The organism is Haemophilus haemolyticus, from assembly GCF_003490935.1.
Lineage (GTDB): Bacteria > Pseudomonadota > Gammaproteobacteria > Enterobacterales > Pasteurellaceae > Haemophilus > Haemophilus haemolyticus_M.
Map to the genome: position 1 here is coordinate 91,869 of NZ_QQGD01000002.1, position 16,476 is coordinate 108,344.

Below are 16,476 nucleotides of genomic sequence, written 5' to 3' on the forward strand. Positions count from 1 at the left end.
CGGTAATTTTCTGAAAAGATTTCAGATAAAAACTGAAAGGTTTAGGAGAAAATGAAAGTTGAAAATTGTACATCATTAAATAAGCAATCGCCAGGAACTTTGGTTACCGATTGATAGGTAATATTATCGCCCTATATAATATTGGGAATAACTTTTACAAATAGAGATTAAATTAAACCTACATATAGCAAATAAAATCACCGCACTTTATATCTACGTTCTATAAAGTGCGGTAATTTTTAACGTTTTTCCAAAATTGGTTTAAGGAATCTGGCAGTATGAGATCCTTCGACGTTAGCGACTTCTTCAGGCGTGCCAGTAGCAATAATTTGTCCGCCACCGCTTCCCCCTTCAGGACCAAGATCGACAATCCAGTCTGCCGTTTTAATCACATCAAGATTGTGTTCAATGACGACAATAGTATTTCCTTGATCGCGTAATCGATGCAACACTTCAAGTAATTGCTTAATGTCAGCAAAATGCAAACCAGTTGTCGGCTCATCTAGAATATACAAGGTTTTGCCTGTATCACGTTTAGAAAGCTCAGTCGCTAGCTTGACGCGCTGCGCTTCGCCGCCCGAAAGTGTTGTGGAAGATTGACCTAATCGAATATAAGATAATCCCACATCCATCAAGGTTTGTAATTTTCTTGCAATCATTGGAATCGCGTCAAAAAACTCGCGAGCCTCTTCTACCGTCATATCTAAAACTTGATGAATCGTTTTCCCTTTGTAACGAATTTCTAAGGTTTCGCGATTATAGCGTTTACCTTTACATTGGTCGCAGGGAACATAAACATCCGGTAAAAAATGCATTTCAACTTTGAGTACACCATCGCCCTGACAGGCTTCACAGCGCCCACCTCGTACGTTAAAGCTAAAACGTCCTGGATTATAACCACGAGCACGTGCCTCTGGCACGCCTGCAAAAAGTTCACGAATCGGAGTAAATAAGCCTGTATAAGTGGCTGGATTTGAACGTGGTGTGCGTCCAATCGGGCTTTGATTAATATCAATAACTTTATCGAAATACTCTAATCCCTCGATAGACTGATAAGGTGCGTAATCCGTCTTTTCTGCTCGATTTAATGCATTTTGCGCAAGTGGAAATAAAGTGTCATTAATAAGTGTTGATTTTCCCGAACCAGATACACCAGTTACACAAGTAAACAAACCGACGGGGATATCTAAATTTACATTTTTTAAGTTATTACCTGATGCCCCTTTAAGTTTGAGCCATTTTTTCTTATCAAGTGCGGTGCGTTTTTTAGGAATTTCGATTTTATCTTCGCCCGATAAAAATTTTCCCGTGATGGAATTTGGATTCAGCATAATTTCATCGGCATTTCCTTGCGCAATAACTTGCCCGCCATGCACGCCAGCACCAGGTCCAATATCAATAATATGGTCAGCCGCACGAATCGCGTCTTCATCGTGTTCCACGACAATTACCGTATTACCAAGATTACGCAAATGAATTAACGTGTTAAGTAAGCGTTCATTATCACGTTGGTGCAGGCCAATTGAAGGTTCATCTAATACGTACATCACACCAACAAGCCCGGCACCAATTTGGCTAGCAAGGCGAATACGTTGTGCTTCACCACCTGAAAGAGTTTCAGCAGAACGAGAAAGAGAAAGATAATTCAAACCTACATTCACTAAGAACTGCAAACGCTCACGGATTTCTTTAAGAATTTTTTCCGCAATTTGCGCTTTTTGACCAGTGAGAGAAAGTGCGGTGAAAAATTCGAGCGTTTCACCAATACTTTTTTCCGCGATCATCGGTAAATTCGTTTTTCCGATATACACATTACGCGCTTCTGGTCGTAAACGAGATCCGCCACAGTCTGCACAAGGGCGATTACTAATATTTTTCGCTAATTCTTCTCGCACCGACATTGATTCCGTTTCTTTATATCGGCGAGCCATATTATTCAAAATACCTTCAAAAGGATGCTTACGAATAACCACATCGCCACGATCATTCATATATTGGAATTCAATTTCCTCTTTGCCTGAGCCATGCATAATGATGTGTTGAATTTTCTTTGGCAAAGATTCATAGGGCGCTTCAACATCAAAATTATAATGTTTCGCCAATGAGGTGAGCATTTGATAATAATAGAAATTACGGCGATCCCAGCCTTTCACCGCACCACCGGCAAGGGAAATAGTTGGATTTTGCACCACACGATCTTCATCAAAATATTGTTGCATACCCAAACCATCACAAGTAGGGCACGCTCCAGCAGGGTTATTAAAGGAAAATAAACGAGGTTCTAATTCTGGCACAGAATAACCACAATGCGGACAAGCAAAATTTGCGGAAAAAACTAATTCTTCCGCTTTCGGATTATCCATATCTGCCACAATCGCGGTGCCGCCTGAAAGCTCTAATGCGGTTTCAAAAGACTCAGCTAAACGTGTTGCTAAATCTGACCGCACTTTAAAGCGATCAACCACCACTTCAATAGTATGTTTTTTCTGTAACTCTAATTTTGGTGGATCAGATAAATCGCAAATTTCGCCATCAATACGCGCCCGAATGTAACCTTGCGCAGCAATATTTTCTAAAATCTTAACATGTTCACCTTTTCGATTTTTGACAACTGGCGCAAGTAACATCATCTTGCTGTCTTCTGGCAAACTTAATACTTTGTCCACCATTTGACTAATCGTTTGTGCCGTTAATGGAACATCATGATCTGGACAACGCGGTTCACCTACTCGGGCAAACAATAAACGTAAATAATCGTAAATTTCCGTAATAGTCCCCACCGTAGAACGTGGATTGTGTGAGGTAGACTTTTGTTCAATCGAAATCGCAGGGGAAAGCCCTTCAATAGAATCTACATCCGGCTTTTCCATTAAAGATAAAAACTGACGCGCATAAGCAGAAAGGGATTCAACATATCGACGTTGCCCTTCCGCATAAAGTGTATCAAAGGCTAAAGAAGATTTCCCCGAACCTGAAAGCCCTGTGATCACGACAAGTTTATTGCGTGGAATAGTCAGATTAATATTTTTCAGGTTATGGGTTCGAGCCCCGCGAATATCGATATTTTCCATAAAATAACTCAAAAGAATGAAATAAGTTTAAATTCTGCGATCATTATCGCATATTTTAATATCTGTGCAAATATCCAGTTAAAATATATAGATCTTTTGAAAAATTTCAGGCAAAATAACCGCACTTTTTTAGATAAAAAATGAGGTTTTTTATGGCTGGAGTTAATAAAGTCATTATTGTGGGTCATCTAGGCAATGATCCTGAAATTCGTACCATGCCAAATGGCGATGCCGTAGCTAATATTAGTGTAGCGACTAGTGAAAGCTGGAACGACCGCAATACTGGCGAGCGCCGTGAAGTAACGGAATGGCACCGCATTGTATTCTATCGTCGTCAAGCGGAGATTTGCGGTGAATATTTGCGTAAAGGCTCTCAAGTATATGTGGAAGGTCGTTTACGTACCCGTAAATGGCAAGATCAAAACGGTCAAGATCGCTATACCACAGAAATTCAAGGTGATGTAATGCAAATGCTTGGTGCTCGTAATCAATCTGGTGGCTACTCTAGTGATATGGGATCTGCACCACAACCCTCTTACCAAGCTCGTCAAACTAACAATGGTGGTAGTTATCAATCATCTCGTCCAGCGCCACAACAAGCTGCACCACAGGCTGAGCCACCAATGGATGGATTTGATGACGATATCCCTTTTTAATTCAAACGAACTCAAAACAAAAAGGAAGCAATTTGCTTCCTTTTTTTAGTTGAAATGTATTGAAATCATTTTACGAATTATTGTTTGACGTTTCTTCAGATTCCTCAATCAATATTCCTGCTGTTTCATCATTTAATGCCTGAGCATCGACATGAGGTTTAATGAATGGTTTTGGCGTCCAATATTTTTTTAAGATTTCATTAGAAAAACCATGTAGAACTTCCTCATTTAGACGTTCTTGATCCAATGCTCGCACTTCTTTAATGACTTCATCAGCCTCAATCTTATCAATGCCAAGTTTCATTAGTGTTGCTTGGCTAAGCGCAATTGCGGACTCAAAAGTTTCACGCACAATAAAATCCACATCTTGCTTAATTAGGCTCACCGTCGTTTTTCTATCATAAGTGCGGGTTAAAATCGGCAAGTTTGGATAAGCCTCTTTAAGTTGGCTAACAATAGTTTCAATACGATCTGTATCATTAATACCAATCACGACACATTTAGCTTTTTCAATACCCGCGGCGTAAAGTACATCCAAACGAATACCATCACCATAATAGACTTTAAAACCAAATTTTGCCGCAGCACGGATATTTTCTATATTACGATCAATCACTGAAACGCTGATGCCGCGGATTAATAATGTTTGACATACGATTTGACTAAAACGCCCAAAACCAATTACAAGCACGTTATCTTCTAAATCATCAATAGGTGACAGATCACTCGTATCTGGTTGATTCGCTGATTTTCTCTCTCCAGATTGCGCTAATTTGCGAGTAATTTGTGTAATAAATGGAGAAAACAACATCGAAATAATTACTGCTGCAGTAAAAGTAGCATTTTCATGGTTGCTCATTACGCCAGCTGTTGTTGCGGAAGAGAAAAGTACGAAAGCAAATTCACCACCGTGCGCCAAGAGTGACATTCTTCCCACTGCTTCCCTATGTTCTAAGCGAGTGATTCGAGCAACAACATACACAGAAAGTCCTTTGCCAATAATATAAAGGAATACAATTCCAAGTAGTAATAACCAATGATTGAAAACTAAACGTAAATCCAATGACATGCCCACGCCCATAAAAAACAGACCAAGCAATAAACCACGAAATGGCTCTATATCCGCTTCTAATTGATGGCGGAACGAAGATTCTGACAGCATAACGCCCGCTACAAATGCCCCCATTGCCATTGAAAGTCCACCTATTTCCATGGCTAATGCTGCGCCAAGCACAACTAATAAAGCCGCCGCCGTCATCATCTCTCGAATATGTGCTTTAGAAATTAATCGGAATAATGGATTCATTAACCATTTGCCCGCAACAATCAAGCCGATTACCGCACCTAATGCGATGCCGATTGACATCCAATCGGTATGAGTGCTTTCTTCAGAATGAGGCGCAAGAAACGCCACTGATGCCAATAATGGCACAATAGCAATATCTTCAAAAATTAAAGTCGAAATAATTCGCTGACCTTTAGATGTGCTGGTAATACAACGTTCTTCCAAAGTTTGCATCACAATCGCAGTTGAAGAAAGTGTAAATCCCATTCCTGCTATAAATGCGACTTCTTTCGGTAAATCAAGTAAATAAATCCCTGCCAAAGTAAGCAATACACCACACAACCCAACTTGCAGCAAGCCACGACCAAAAATTGCTTTTTTCATAGACCAAAGCCGTTCAGGGTGCATTTCAAGCCCAATAATGAACAAGAACATCACTACACCCAATTCAGCCAAATGCACAACTGAAGCCGGATCTTGAATAACACCGAATACTGAAGGACCAATCATACAGCCCGCCACTAAATACCCAAGCACGCTACCAAGCCCTAGGCGTTTAAATAACGGTACAATAGTCACGCTCGACGCAAGCAAAATTACGGTTTTAATCAGATCTGAATCGGCAAGATGGGACATTAATAGCTCCAATGATGAAATGGAATATAATTGTATTCTAACTAGTTTCCTTTAAATAAAAAAGTGAGCATATCTCATATTATGCTCACTTTAGAAATGGATAAACCTAAGTTCAATTAATTAACTCAGAATGTCTTTTCAAACAACATATTCACATTCTTCTGTGTATAAGAATACATTTCTGGGATATTACTATCTTGTTTACGCCAGCTTAATTGGAGTTTTGGTGTAATTCCCCAAATATGCCAATCGCGTTTCCATAGGGATAAATTTATGCCGTAAATTTTATCTTCTCGACGTTTTCCAAAAGAAAACAAATTGAGATTACCAAGTTTGGCAATATCTTTAAATTCACGTTTCATTATGGATAAGCCGAGACGTGAGGAAATGCCCCAATTCCATTCTTGTCCCCAACCTAAACGTAAGCTTTTACTGTCTGAACCATATTGACGAACCTTCGTTCTTTCTGCCATGAAATCGGAACCGAGGTAGAAAAACTGTTTCGGTGTTCTTGCCCACAGTAAGGTTGCGGAAATCAGTTTGTTATTACCGTTTTGTGATGTACTGTCTAAATAACGTTGTTTTGAAAACTCTCCCGCCGTAAAAAGTTGCCAGTTTGGACTTAACCAGCGAGAAAATTCCACCCTTGCCCCATTAGACCAACGGTAACTTTCGCCGCCATACCAACGTTTTTCATAAAAGGGTTTAATACGGAAATTTTGCTTTGCGGTTTTATGTGCATAGCCAACAAAAGTGCGGTTGGAAATATCATCAAATTTATGATTATCCCAGTAGCTCTTGCCACCGAACTCATTGCCCACCGTGAGGTAATTAGAGTTCCATAAATTGAAATCTCTAGAAATATCAAGTGAATACGCCAAGCCGTGTGCTGTTTGTGGCATCATTGATTCAGAACGCGTTAAGGTGCCACCATTATTTAATACGACCGTTTTGCCTTCGCCGACATTGTTGACATTGGTATCACGTACATAATTAAAAGAAAAGTCCACATTCCAGCTATCACGTTCTTTTAAAGCCTCTAAATAAGCATCCATTAAACGCTTAACTTGAGGCGGTAAATCCTCTGCGGTTTGTGCTTTTTCAAATTGGTCTTTAGCAGCACCGTCTTGTTTTTGATTGAATAAAGCGATAGCCAGTTCAATTCGTACAGGGTTTAAATTTGGATTTTTGGCTAAAATTTCGCGATATTTATCAATAGCTACAGTATAGTTTTCCGTTATCGCAGCCAATTTTCCTTCTGCAAAGCGTTCCATAATCGGGTCACGATTTGGAAAAGTGCGGTAAATTTCCAGCAATTTTTTAATCATTTCTGGATTGCGGGCATAAATGGCACGAGTTAATAATTCGTGGGTTAAAACTGGGTTTTGTTTAAGTTGCTCAAGGGTAATTTGAATTTGTTCGACTTGCTCTGTGCCTAAGGGTGGTAAATTTTGTTCGCGTTTTTCAAGTTTGGCGACATTAATTTGTGGTTCAAGTTCGGTTTTAATTGGTGTTTGACGAATATCTAGTGCCGTTGTTTCTGCTAAAGCAAGAGCGGGGAAAAGTGCAGTAAAAAAGAGAGCAATACTTTTCATAAAATGAGTAACTTTAAGTAAATATTTATAAACAAACAATAAGTTGAAAAATGGCGGACAAAAATCCGCCAAATATTGTTTTATAACGATTATTTAGGTTGTTTGGTTGCATCAAAAAAGGCTTCATAGCCAAAAAGATATTTTGTTGCACCATCTTTGCCTTCAAAGCTTGGATAAAAACCATCCTCTATTGCGCGTCTAGAATTATACTCCACACGTCCAACTATATCACCATTTTTTGAAATAGTAGCAGAATACTTACCGTCAGCATCATCCCCAAAATCTACATGACCATCTTTCACTTTATTTTCTATAATCTCTTTTTCTCTCAACTGAATGCTACCTACGGTTTTACTATCGATAGTTCCCGACATTTTAAATTTATCAGAAGAATTTTTTTGAACATTAAGTGTAACATCACCGTCTTCATCTGTCGTCGTTTGTGCGTATCTTTCCTCGTCAGTGTTACTAAGCTTAACTTTTGCAAATACTTTACCTTTATAAGTTGCATCAACTAAATCGCTAGATTTATCATCTACTACAGCTCGATAAAACAGCTTTTCAAAATCATGGTATGAAGATGCCGCTGGTTGAGTTGCGCCTGGTTGAGCTGCTTCTGGTTGAGCTGCTTCTGGTTGAGCTGCGCCTGGTTGAGCTGCGCCTGGTTGAGCTGCTTCTGGTTGAGCTGCGCCTGGTTGAGCTGCTTCTGGTTGAGCTGCGCCTGGTTGAGCTGCGCCTGGTTGAGCTGCTTCTGGTTGAGCTGCGCCTGGTTGAGCTGCGCCTGGTTGAGCTGCGTCTGGTTGAGTTGCGCCTGGTTGAGCTGCTTCTGGTTGAGCTGCGTCTGGTTGAGTTGCGTCTGGTTGAGTTGCGCCTGGTTGAGCTGCTTCTGGTTGAGCTGCGTCTGGTTGAGTTGCGCCTGGTTGAGCTGCTTCTGGTTGAGCTGCGCCTGGTTGAGCTGCGCCTGGTTGAGCTGCGTCTGGTTGAGCTGCGCCTGGTTGAGCTGCTTCTGGTTGAGTTGCGCCTGGTTGAGCTGCTTCTGGTTGAGCTGCTTCTGGTTGAGCTGCGCCTGGTTTAGTTGCGCCTGGTTGAGCTGCTTCTGGTTGAACTGGTGTTGGACGAGCATCTGCAAAATTTGAAGTAGATTTACAAGCAGTCAAACTTAGTGCAATACACATCGCTAATGCGGTTGTTTTTAACGTTGGTTTCATAACTTTTTCCTTTAAATATAAAGATATCGACTAACGCTTTCATTGAAATCATACTGACTACATGATGCCTCATTAGTAATGAATTCCAATAAAAACGCCCAGTATGATAAACAAAAAAACAAATAAGAACTATTAATATTTGTTGATTCTAAATACAATTTTCTAAATAAACGGCGTGTACAGTCATTCCATGTATTTTCATGATAGAATGCTGCTTAAAATTTTTTTCACCGCACTTTTTAAGTATGTCGTTACAATTCAATATAATCGCCTTGTTATTGGTGATTTTAATTATTCTCGGGTTACTCAGTCACAACAGCGCAATTACCATTTCTTCTGCTGTATTACTTATCATGCAGCAAACTTTTTTATCTTCACACATTCCTTTGCTCGAAAAATATGGCGTTAAAATTGGTATCATTATTTTAACCGTTGGGGTTTTAAGCCCCTTAGTTTCAGGAAAAATTCAGTTGCCTGATTTATCGGGTTTTCTTAGTTGGAAAATGGCACTTTCCATTTCTGTTGGTGTGCTTGTGGCATGGCTTGCAGGCAAAGGTGTTCCTTTAATGGGCGAACAACCGATTTTAGTCACTGGCTTGCTTATCGGCACAATTATTGGTGTAGCATTTTTAGGTGGAATTCCCGTTGGCCCACTTATTGCTGCAGGTATATTAGCTTTACTTTTAGGAAAAATTTAAATGAAAAACAAATACCTCACCCTTACTGCTTTAAGCGGTTTCTTCTGTGTCGCACTAGGCGCATTTGCAGCTCATGGCTTAAGCCATATATTAGAAGCCAAAGCATTATCATGGATTGATACGGGTTTAAAATATCAAATGTTCCATACTATTGCAGTACTTGCCGTTGCATTATCTGCTTTACGTGACAACAAATTCGCCCGATTATCCATGGCTTCTTGGTTAATTGGAACCTTATTATTTAGTGGAAGTTTATACGCACTCGCTTTCGGAGCAAGCAATGCAATAGTGTGGATTACGCCTATTGGCGGAACTTTATTTTTAATCGGATGGATTAGCTTAGCTTACGGAAGTTTCAAAAATAAATCGCTATGAAAAACAGATCGGTAAAACACGCATTAACACCTTTACAACAATCTCTTTTTTCTCAATTACATGACATCATGTTGGTAGATCAACGTCGCTTATCCGCCCGCATTCATGGTATTGGAAAAATTAAAAGCCAAGAGGCTCAACAAGCCGTTGCAGATGAAATCCAACAGCAAATTGAACAAGCAAGGTTACGTATAGAACAACGGAAAAGTGCGGTACAAAATCCCATCGTTTTTCCAGAAAGTCTACCCGTTAGCCAACGCAAAGCAGAAATTCAAAAACTGCTTTCTGAACATCAGGTCATTGTGGTGGCGGGGGAAACTGGTTCAGGTAAAACCACCCAATTGCCGAAAATGTGTTTGGAATTAGGTTTCGGCAATTTAGGCATGATTGGTCATACTCAACCTCGTCGTATTGCTGCACGCTCTGTGGCGGCTCGTATTGCGGAAGAACTGGAAACGGAGCTTGGCGGTTTAGTTGGTTATAAGGTTCGTTTTAACGATCAAATCAGTGATGATACACAAATCAAATTGATGACTGACGGGATCCTGTTAGCAGAAATTCAAAACAATCGTTTCCTCAATCAATATTCTTGTTTGATTATTGATGAAGCCCACGAACGTAGCTTAAATAACGATTTTATTCTCGGTTATCTGAAACAGCTTTTACCACGTCGTCGTGATTTAAAACTTATCATCACCTCTGCGACCATTGATGTGGAACGCTTTTCCAAACATTTCAACAATGCCCCGATTATCGAAGTCTCGGGCAGAACGTATCCCGTGGAAGTGCGTTATCGCCCTGTCGTGGAAGAAGACGATCAAGATCAGCTACAAGGCATTCTCAATGCGGTGGATGAACTGCAAGCGGAAGGCCGTGGCGATATTTTGATCTTTATGAACGGCGAGCGTGAAATTCGCGATACTGCTGAAGCCTTACAAAAACAAAATCTAAAACACACGGAAATTCTACCGCTCTTTGCTCGCTTATCTGCGCAAGAACAGAATAAAATTTTCCATCCAAGCGGATTAAATCGTATTGTATTAACGACCAACGTCGCAGAAACTTCATTGACCGTGCCGGGCATTAAATATGTGATTGACCCAGGTACAGCGCGCATTTCCCGTTATAGCTATCGCACCAAAGTACAACGTTTACCGATTGAACCCATTTCACAGGCATCCGCTAATCAGCGTAAAGGTCGTTGTGGTCGTGTAAGTGAAGGGATTTGTATTCGTTTATATTCGGAAGAGGATTTTAATTCTCGTCCTGAATTTACCGATCCTGAAATTCTGCGCACCAATTTAGCCTCCGTTATTTTGCAAATGACGACATTGGGTTTGGATGATATTGAAGCCTTCCCATTTGTGGATGCGCCGGATAAACGCCATATTCAAGATGGTATAAAACTGTTGGAAGAATTAGGTGCGTTTGAAATAGTTCGCTCTAAAGCAGGCGAGAAACGTCAATTAACCCCAGTTGGTCGTCAATTATCGCAACTCCCTGTGGATCCACGTTTGGCGAAGATGTTGCTGAATGCTGTTTCACAGGGTGCCTTGCATGAAGTGATGATTATTGTCGCGGCCTTATCCATTCAAGATCCGCGCGAGCGCCCACAAGAAAAACAGCAAGCTTCCGATGAAAAACATCGTCGTTTTGCCGATAAAAAATCGGATTTCTTGGCTTTCCTCAATCTTTGGCGTTATCTGCAAGAACAACAAAAAGAATTGAGTAAAAACCAATTCCGTCGTCAGTGCCAAAAGGATTTCTTAAATTATTTACGCATTCGCGAATGGCAGGATATTTATCATCAAATTCGTTTAACCGTGCGTGAAATGGGCTTGCCGATTAATTCGGAAAAAGCAGAATATCAGCAAATTCACACCGCACTTTTAAGTGGCTTGCTGTCGCATATCGGTTTAAAAGAAGCGGAAAAACAACAATATCTCGGCGCCCGCAATGCGCATTTTGCGATTTTCCCTAATTCCGTGCTTTTCAAAAAACAACCGAAATGGGTGATGGCGGCGGAGCTTGTCGAAACCTCCAAACTTTGGGGGCGTATGGTGGCGGAAATTGAGCCGGAATGGATTGAGCCACTTTCTGAGCATTTAATTAAAAAATCCTATTCCGAACCACGTTGGTCGAAATCTCGCGGAGCGGTGATTGCCGATGAAAAAGTCAGTCTGTATGGCGTGCCGATTGTGGCAGCGCGACCAGTGAATTATGGATCCATTGACCCAACGGTGAGCCGTGAGATCTTTATTCAATCCGCCTTGGTAGAAGGGGATTGGAATACCAAACATAAATTCTTCAAAGAAAATCAACGACTCGTTCGAGAAGTAGAGGAATTGGAACACAAAAGCCGCCGCCGTGATATTTTGGTGGATGACCGCACGCTTTTTGAATTTTACGATCAGCGTATTGGTACGGAAGTGGTTTCCCAAAAACATTTTGATACCTGGTGGAAAAAGGCGCAGCAAAAAGATCCTGAATTGCTTAATTTTGAACGCTCATTCTTGATTAACGATGATGCGGAACAAGTGAGCAAGCTGGACTTCCCAAATTTCTGGCATCAAGGCAATTTAAAATTCAAATTAACTTATCAATTTGAACCAGGCACCGATGCAGATGGTGTGACTGTGCATATTCCGTTGCCATTGCTCAACCAAGTGGAAATGACAGGCTTTGACTGGCAAATTCCAGGCTTGCGTGAAGAGCTGGTGATCGCGCTGATTAAATCTCTGCCGAAATCTTATCGTCGTAACTTCGTGCCGGCACCTAATTATGCTCAAGCTTTTTTAAGCCGAGCTGTGCCATTGGAAAAACCGTTATTGGATACGCTGATTTATGAATTACGTCGTATGACGGGCGTCACCGTAGAAGCGGAACATTGGAATTGGGAACAAATCCCAAGCCATCTGAAAATGACGTTCCGTGTGGTGGATGAGAACGGCAAGAAAATCGCCGAATCCATGAATTTGGATGAGCTGAAATTTAACTTAAAAGATCGTGTGCAGGAAAGTATTTCTGCCGTGGCTGATGATGGCATTGAACAAAGTGGATTGCATATTTGGAGCTTTGCAGATTTACCACAATGTTACGAACAAAAACAACGTGATTTCAGCGTCAAAGCGTTCCCGGCTATTGTAGATGAAAAAGATGCGGTTGGTATCAAACTGTTTGAAACAGAATTTGAGCAAGCGGTGGCGATGCAACAAGGTCTGCGCCGCTTGTTGTTGCTCAATGTACCATCACCGATTAAATATCTGCATGAAAAATTGCCGAATAAAGCTAAATTGGGGCTGTATTTTACCCCGTTTGGTCGCGTGTTAGATTTGATTGATGACTGTATCGCTTGTGCGGTGGATAAACTGATTACCGATTTTGGCGGTTTTGTATGGGATGAAGCCGGTTTTGAAAAATTGCGTGATTTTGTTCGAGAAAACCTTAACGAAGTGACCGTAGATATTGCGCAGAAAGTGGAGCAAATCCTATCCCTTAACCATGCCTTAAACCAACGTTTAAAAGGCAAAATGGATTTCACTATGGCATTCGCATTGTCCGACATCAAATCACAACTTTCAAGCTTGGTATATCAAGGTTTTGTACAAAAGAGCGGTTATGATCGCCTACCGGATTTACAGCGCTATCTGCAAGCCGTTGATAAACGCATTGATAAACTGGCTCAAGATGTAAACCGTGATCGTGCGGCGATGCTACGCGTGGAACAAGTGCAACAAGCCTACCAACAACTCCTCGCCAAGCTACCAAAATCCAAACCGATTTCTGATGAGGTGGCGGAAATTCATTATATGATCGAGGAGCTACGTGTGAGTTTATTTGCGCAGCAGTTGGGGACGAAGTATCAGGTGTCGGATAAGCGGGTTTTGAATGTGATTAATAATATTTAAAGAGGAACTAATGATAGATATTTTATCCTTAATAATAGGAATTTTTATTTGTGTTATCGTTGATTTAATCTTAAAACCATGGGTTATTGCTTATAGTAAAAAATGGGGTGAGATAAGTGCTCAGTTAGCAACAAAGGATGATTTAAAAGAAATTACACACAGTATTGAGTCTGCGAAGAAAAATGCTGAGATAGATACTCAATTAGTTAGAAAGGAGGATCTGAAAGAACTTACAGAAGCTATTGAGTCAGTTAAGACTGGACTAGAAAGGAGAAATATTGAGTATCAGATCCGATATTCTAAGATATATGAAAAAAGCATTTTAGAACTGGAAAAAGTAATTAATAAATTTTTAGAGTTATCTTTGTGGGCAAAAAATATAGATATTGAATATAATTCTATGAATGGTGATAAAAATGAGTTTCTTTATAAAAAGTTTTTAGAACTTGATAAAGTTTTAATTGAACAAAAAATAATTATAAAAAAATCATTTATTTGGCTACCTAATGAAATTATAAAAGAGATAGATGATTGTATTATCTTTCTCACTAAGGAATATAAAAGAATAGAGTTGGAAATGGATAAAAGCGATCCAATACACGCTGGACACGTTTTTCAAGTATATTTTGTAAGCTATACAAAAAAATTTCTTGAAATGGAAAATAAGATTATATGTATAATCAAGAATAGTAACTATTATTCAATGAAATAGTCCCCCCCACGATAGCGCTCGTCTCTTGACGCGTGCTTGTATCTTCAATTTAAGGGCATCGCCCAAGATAGCGCAAGCGTCCACGCTTGTGCTTATTTGGTCCAAGCGTGGACGCTTGAACCATCGTTCTGTTTTTAAAAGTGCGGTAGATTTTCAAACGTTTTTCAACCTCAAAAACAGGTTCAAAATCTACCGCACTTTTGCTTATCAAAACTCCACATAAACCTTCTTCTCCAATCCTTCCGTAGTACGTTGTAAAAAGGCAAGTGACGGGTTGTGGTTGCCTAATTCAAAACGACTAATAGCACTTTGGGAGATGCCAGTTTTTTCGGCTAAACCTTTTGGGTTGAGCTGCTGTCCTTGGCGTAATTTAATAATTTAATGAATAAATTTAATACTTGATAGAAAAATTACGAGTCAGTTTATTTGCTCAACAGCTGGGAACAAAATATCAAATATCGGATAAAAGAATAGCAAATATTATTAGTCAATATTAATGATAATAATACTCAAAATTAAGGCGGTGTAAACCGCCTTAATTTATCCCAAATAACTCATACCTCTTTATAAGTATTTTAAGAAATAAGGTTGATCAATCTCACATTTTTTAGTTATACGAGTGGAAAAACTTTTTTCTTTTGGTATCTTACGCGCGAGTGAATCTATATCCACACATTTTATGTGGTATTAAGAATAATTCTCAACTTTCTATTTAACCTAACCTTTTTATTACAACAAATGGAGTGATTATCGTGAACGCATTCAAAAAAAGCCTCATTGTGGCAGCGTCTTTCGCGAGTTTAAGCTTATTTAACTCAGCGGTAGCTGATATGGTTTATAAGCCATTAGAACAACCTGTTGAACCAGTAAAACCAGATTTGAAAATTGAATCTGTAAATGAAAAATTTGCAGAAAAATATCCAAATCAATATAACAGCTGGCGTTCAACAGCAAACGGCAAAGGTGAAAAAATTATTTATGCCGATGAAGAAAATCCACGCTTAATCGTTCTTTGGGGCGGTTATGCATTTGCAAAAGAATACAATGCACCGCGTGGTCACTTTTATGCGGTGACTGATGTTCGTAACATTCTACGAACTGGCGCACCAAAAACTTCAAATGATGGTCCACAACCAATGGCATGTTGGACATGTAAAGGCCCAGATGTTCCACGTTTAATCGCGGAATGGGGTGAAAAAGATTATTTCAATGCGAAATGGGCAAAAGGAGGTCCAGAAATCGTGAACTCAATCGGTTGTGCTGACTGTCACGATACGACCTCTAAAGATTTTGCTGAAGGAAAACCGGCATTACGTATTGCTCGTCCACACGTATTACGCGCGCTTGACGCTTTAGAAAAAGCAACTGCTGAAAAAGATAAAGCGGAAGGTCGCCCACACAACAATTTAAGTTTCAACACTGCAGCTCGTACTGAAAAGCGCGCTGAAATCTGTGCAAACTGCCACGTTGAATACTACTTCGCAGGCGATATCAAACAAGTAACCTTCCCTTGGAATAAAGGTCAAACTGTTGATGATATTGAAAAATATTATGATGAAATTGGTTTCAGTGACTGGACTCATAGCCTTTCTAAAGCACCAATGTTAAAAGCTCAACACCCTGACTTTGAAATTTGGTCTTTAGGTATGCACGGTAAAAACGGTGTAACTTGTGTAGACTGTCACATGCCAAAAGTACAAGGTAAAGACGGTAAAGTTTATACTGATCACCAAATCCAAAATCCATTTGATGCATTTGACCGCACTTGTGCAAACTGTCACGATCAAAGCAAAGAAAAATTACGCGATATCGTCACTTCACGTAAAAAAGAAGTGAAAGATGTAATGGGTCGTTTAGAAGAGCAAGTTGTTAAAGCTCACTTTGAAGCAAAAGCTGCTTGGGATGCAGGTGCAACTAAAGAAGAAATGGAAGCGGCATTAATGGATATTCGTCATGCTCAATGGCGTTGGGATTATGCTGCAGCGAGCCACGGTGGCCATATGCACGCACCTGAAGTCATGCTTCGTGTATTAGGCTCTGGCTTAGATAAAGCGGCTGATGCTCGTACTAAACTTGCAGCAATCTTAACTAAACACGGTGTGAAAACTCCGGTTCAAATCCCAGATATTTCAACAGCTGATAAAGCATGGAAAGTAATGGGTATTGATATCGAAAAAGAACGCAAAGCAAAAGAAGAATTCTTAAAAACTGTGGTACCACAATGGGAACAACAAGCTAAAGAAAAAGGCTTATTAGTTGATCCACCAGCACAAAAATAAATGAAAAATCCACCGCACTTTTAAGTGCAAACTGGAAAGTGCGGTGATTTTCA

Annotated in this window: 11 protein-coding genes and 1 pseudogene; 7 read left to right on the plus strand and 5 right to left on the minus strand. The window is 40.0% G+C overall.

The window, feature by feature from the left end; all coding sequences use genetic code 11:
* Nucleotides 1–239 precede the first annotated feature (239 nt).
* Nucleotides 240–3,071, minus strand: coding sequence for an excinuclease ABC subunit UvrA (gene uvrA, locus DV417_RS02735; RefSeq protein ID WP_118878496.1), 2,832 nt, complete (start codon nt 3,069–3,071; stop codon nt 240–242).
* 152 nt (nt 3,072–3,223) lie between these two features.
* On the opposite strand from uvrA, the gene DV417_RS02740 reads away from it, so the two are divergent.
* Nucleotides 3,224–3,727: a single-stranded DNA-binding protein gene (locus DV417_RS02740; protein ID WP_118878497.1), complete on the plus strand. Its 504-nt coding sequence runs from the start codon at nt 3,224–3,226 to the stop codon at nt 3,725–3,727.
* A gap of 70 nt (nt 3,728–3,797) precedes the next feature.
* On the opposite strand, the gene DV417_RS02745 is transcribed toward DV417_RS02740, so the two are convergent.
* The 3 genes from DV417_RS02745 to DV417_RS09510 all read right to left on the minus strand — a co-directional run bounded on the left by DV417_RS02745 (nt 3,798) and on the right by DV417_RS09510 (nt 8,451).
* Nucleotides 3,798–5,648: a monovalent cation:proton antiporter-2 (CPA2) family protein gene (locus DV417_RS02745; protein ID WP_118878498.1), complete on the minus strand. Its 1,851-nt coding sequence runs from the start codon at nt 5,646–5,648 to the stop codon at nt 3,798–3,800.
* A 125-nt stretch (nt 5,649–5,773) separates the two neighbouring features.
* On the minus strand, nt 5,774–7,243 hold the full coding sequence (locus tag DV417_RS02750) for a surface lipoprotein assembly modifier (protein WP_118878499.1): 1,470 nt from the start codon (nt 7,241–7,243) through the stop codon (nt 5,774–5,776).
* An 89-nt stretch (nt 7,244–7,332) separates the two neighbouring features.
* Nucleotides 7,333–8,451 carry a hypothetical protein gene (locus DV417_RS09510; RefSeq protein ID WP_239990465.1) on the minus strand — a complete coding sequence of 373 codons (1,119 nt, stop codon included), beginning with the start codon at nt 8,449–8,451 and terminating at the stop codon, nt 7,333–7,335.
* A 245-nt stretch (nt 8,452–8,696) separates the two neighbouring features.
* On the opposite strand from DV417_RS09510, the gene DV417_RS02760 reads away from it, so the two are divergent.
* The 4 genes from DV417_RS02760 to DV417_RS02775 are packed head-to-tail and all read left to right on the plus strand — an operon-like array spanning nt 8,697 to nt 14,144.
* A complete protein-coding gene (locus DV417_RS02760; protein ID WP_118878500.1) occupies nt 8,697–9,149 on the plus strand; it encodes a DUF441 domain-containing protein in 453 nt (150 codons plus the stop codon).
* A complete protein-coding gene (locus tag DV417_RS02765; RefSeq protein ID WP_118878501.1) occupies nt 9,150–9,524 on the plus strand; it encodes a DUF423 domain-containing protein in 375 nt (124 codons plus the stop codon).
* Nucleotides 9,521–13,432: an ATP-dependent RNA helicase HrpA gene (gene hrpA, locus DV417_RS02770; protein ID WP_118878502.1), complete on the plus strand. Its 3,912-nt coding sequence runs from the start codon at nt 9,521–9,523 to the stop codon at nt 13,430–13,432. Before DV417_RS02765 ends, hrpA begins: the two co-directional genes overlap by 4 nt.
* Nucleotides 13,433–13,442: 10 nt before the next feature.
* Nucleotides 13,443–14,144, plus strand: a complete 702-nt coding sequence (locus DV417_RS02775; protein ID WP_118878503.1) for a hypothetical protein — start codon at nt 13,443–13,445, stop codon at nt 14,142–14,144.
* 207 nt (nt 14,145–14,351) lie between these two features.
* Here DV417_RS02775 and DV417_RS09640 read toward each other — a convergent pair whose 3' ends face one another.
* On the minus strand, nt 14,352–14,522 hold the full coding sequence (locus tag DV417_RS09640; RefSeq protein ID WP_118878732.1) for a helix-turn-helix domain-containing protein: 171 nt from the start codon (nt 14,520–14,522) through the stop codon (nt 14,352–14,354).
* 17 nt (nt 14,523–14,539) lie between these two features.
* On the opposite strand from DV417_RS09640, the pseudogene DV417_RS09645 reads away from it, so the two are divergent.
* Both DV417_RS09645 and nrfA read left to right on the plus strand, forming a co-directional pair.
* Nucleotides 14,540–14,641, plus strand: a pseudogene (locus DV417_RS09645) (DUF3418 domain-containing protein); the annotation flags it as partial.
* Nucleotides 14,642–14,896: 255 nt separating this feature from the next.
* Entirely contained in the window at nt 14,897–16,423 is a 1,527-nt protein-coding gene (gene nrfA / locus DV417_RS02790) for an ammonia-forming nitrite reductase cytochrome c552 subunit (protein WP_118878504.1), read from the plus strand.
* Nucleotides 16,424–16,476 lie beyond the last annotated feature (53 nt).

Excerpts from the sequence above, each read along its gene's own strand:
- uvrA (WP_118878496.1), bottom strand. The coding sequence starts at position 3,071 with ATGGAAAATATCGATATTCGCGGGGCTCGAACCCATAACCTGAAAAAT.
- DV417_RS02740 (WP_118878497.1), top strand. The coding sequence starts at position 3,224 with ATGGCTGGAGTTAATAAAGTCATTATTGTGGGTCATCTAGGCAATGAT.
- DV417_RS02745 (WP_118878498.1), bottom strand. The coding sequence starts at position 5,648 with ATGTCCCATCTTGCCGATTCAGATCTGATTAAAACCGTAATTTTGCTT.
- DV417_RS02750 (WP_118878499.1), bottom strand. The coding sequence starts at position 7,243 with ATGAAAAGTATTGCTCTCTTTTTTACTGCACTTTTCCCCGCTCTTGCT.
- DV417_RS09510 (WP_239990465.1), bottom strand. The coding sequence starts at position 8,451 with ATGAAACCAACGTTAAAAACAACCGCATTAGCGATGTGTATTGCACTA.
- DV417_RS02760 (WP_118878500.1), top strand. The coding sequence starts at position 8,697 with ATGTCGTTACAATTCAATATAATCGCCTTGTTATTGGTGATTTTAATT.
- DV417_RS02765 (WP_118878501.1), top strand. The coding sequence starts at position 9,150 with ATGAAAAACAAATACCTCACCCTTACTGCTTTAAGCGGTTTCTTCTGT.
- hrpA (WP_118878502.1), top strand. The coding sequence starts at position 9,521 with ATGAAAAACAGATCGGTAAAACACGCATTAACACCTTTACAACAATCT.
- DV417_RS02775 (WP_118878503.1), top strand. The coding sequence starts at position 13,443 with ATGATAGATATTTTATCCTTAATAATAGGAATTTTTATTTGTGTTATC.